At 64.6% G+C, this 2,219-nt stretch carries 3 protein-coding genes; 2 read left to right on the forward strand and 1 reads right to left on the reverse strand.

Annotated elements, in window-relative coordinates; translation table 11 throughout:
• Positions 1–804 (reverse strand): preprotein translocase subunit SecY (locus VGH54_RS16895; protein ID WP_331513226.1); only part of this gene is annotated, 804 nt, incomplete at its 3' end.
• Positions 805–1,092: 288 nt separating this feature from the next.
• Between VGH54_RS16895 and VGH54_RS16900 the strand changes: the two genes are divergently transcribed.
• Positions 1,093–2,004 carry a class I SAM-dependent methyltransferase gene (locus VGH54_RS16900; RefSeq protein ID WP_331513227.1) on the forward strand — a complete coding sequence of 304 codons (912 nt, stop codon included), beginning with the start codon at positions 1,093–1,095 and terminating at the stop codon, positions 2,002–2,004.
• 11 nt (positions 2,005–2,015) lie between these two features.
• Positions 2,016–2,219: class I SAM-dependent methyltransferase (locus tag VGH54_RS16905; protein ID WP_331513228.1), on the forward strand; the 204-nt coding region annotated here is incomplete at its 3' end.

The following is a 2,219-nucleotide window of genomic DNA, read 5'->3' on the forward strand; positions in this document are numbered from 1 at the left end:
GTTGACCTTCAGCGGCAGGTAGGTCGAGGTGCCGCCGTACATCCGCCGGCCCACCATGCGCTTGGCGTACTGCACGGGGATACGTCGCTGCCCCTGCTCGACGAACACCACGCCGATGACGATGATCAGCGCCGCCACACACACGGTGGTGAACACCACCCCGCCGCGGCCGTCCAGAATGGTCTTGCCTTCGCCCGGGATTCGGGCGGCGATGCCGGTGAAGATCATCAGCGACATACCGTTACCGATACCTCGTTCGGTGACCAGTTCACCCATCCACATCACCAACGCGGCGCCCGCCGTCATGGCCAGCACGATGACGACCAGCGTGAAGATGCTGTGGTTGGCGATGATGTCCAGGTTGCAGCCCTGCAAGAGGCCGCCATTGGCGGCCAGCGCCACGATGCTGGTGGCCTGCAGGATGGCCAGCGCGATCGCCAGGTAGCGGGTGTACTGCGTCATCTTGGCCTGGCCGGCCTGGCCTTCTTTACGCAGCTCTTCGAACCGCGGGATGACCACGGTGAGCAGCTGCACGATGATGCTCGCGGTGATGTAGGGCATCACTCCGACCGCGAACACGGTCAGCTGTAGCAGGGCACCACCGGAGAACAGGTTGATCAGCGAGTAGATCTGCGCCGCGTCCCCACCGCTGATCTGGGTGAGGCACTTCTGCACGTTTGGGTAGTTGACGCCGGGCGACGGCAACGTCGCACCCAACCGGTAGAGGATGACGATGGCCAGCGTGACCAGAATCTTCCGTCTGAGATCGGCTGTTCGCAGCGATGAGATGAAAGCCGAAAGCACTCTTCCTCCTGCGCAGCCGGTCTCTGGTCGCGGCATGCCTACTTGCTGGCGTGTCCAGCACTGAACTGTCCTGGATGGTCCTGCGTCGCGCGCCGAGCACATGCAGGCCAGGACGTGTTCAGGCGCGCGTCAGACAGTCTACGAGACTAACAGCGCACGCAGCGCTGTCCTGCAGACGGGTGGGCTGCGGCCAGCCGGCACACAGCAACCGGGCGTAAGGTTTCATTGGCTCTTTACCTTGGCTAAATATCAAAGGACTACAGCTGAGTGCTGACAGAAAGGGTGAGCATGGCGCGCAGTGATACCGACAGTTGGGATCTGGCCTCGAGCGTGGGCGCCACGGCCACGATGGTCGCGGCCGCCCGGGCGCTGGCCTCCGAGGATCCCGACCCGATCATCAGTGACCCGTTCGCCGCTCCCCTGGTACGTGCAGTGGGCATTGATTTCTTCACCCGGGTGGTCGACGGGGACATCGCTCCGGCCGACGCCGGGGGGAACGGCCCTACGGAACTGCAGACCGAAACCGACTCGATCGCGGTGCGCACCCGGTTTTTCGACGAGTTCTTCGTCAATGCCTCCGCGGCGGGCATTCATCAGGCCGTGATCCTGGCCGCCGGCCTGGACTCCAGGGCTTACCGGCTGAACTGGCCGGCCGGCAGCGTCGTCTACGAAGTCGATCAACCTCAGGTCGTCGTGTTCAAAACCGAGACCATGGCAGAACTGGGCGCCGAACCGGCGGCACAGCGCCGCACCGTCAGCATCGACCTGCGCGAGGATTGGCCGACAGCGTTGCGCGACAGCGGTTTTGACGACACCAAGCCGTCGGCCTGGAGCGCCGAGGGGCTGTTGATGTACCTGCCACCGGAAGCGCAGGACCGACTCTTCGACCACATCACGGCGCTCAGCGCCCCGGGCAGCCAGATCGCCACCGAGTACCACCCGGACAGCGGTCCGACGATGGCCGAGCGCGGCAAGGCGATGAGCGACCGATGGGCCGACATCGGCTGCGATGTCGACTTGTCGGGGTTGTTCTACGAGGGCGAGCGAAACAACGTCGCGGACTACCTCACCGACCGCGGCTGGGACGTGTCGTCCCGCAGTCGCCGAGAGCTCTTCGGTGAACACGGTCGGGTCTTCCCCGACGACGACGCGCTGGCCGCATTCCGAAACGTCGTCTCCGTCATCGCAACTCGCAGATAGGAGGTCTCCAGATGACCGCAAGCGACACCGGACGCTACGACGGCGACAGCTGGGACCTGGCGTCCAGCGTGGGTGCCACCGCCACCGCAGTGGCCGCTCGACGCGCGATGGCGTCCAAAGGCCCTAACCCCCTGATCGACGATCCCTTCGCCGAGCCATTGGTCAACGCCGTCGGCGTCGAAGCCTTCATCAAGATGATGAACGGCGACATCGAT

The organism is Mycobacterium sp., assembly GCF_036488105.1.
In the GTDB taxonomy this organism is placed as follows: domain Bacteria; phylum Actinomycetota; class Actinomycetes; order Mycobacteriales; family Mycobacteriaceae; genus Mycobacterium.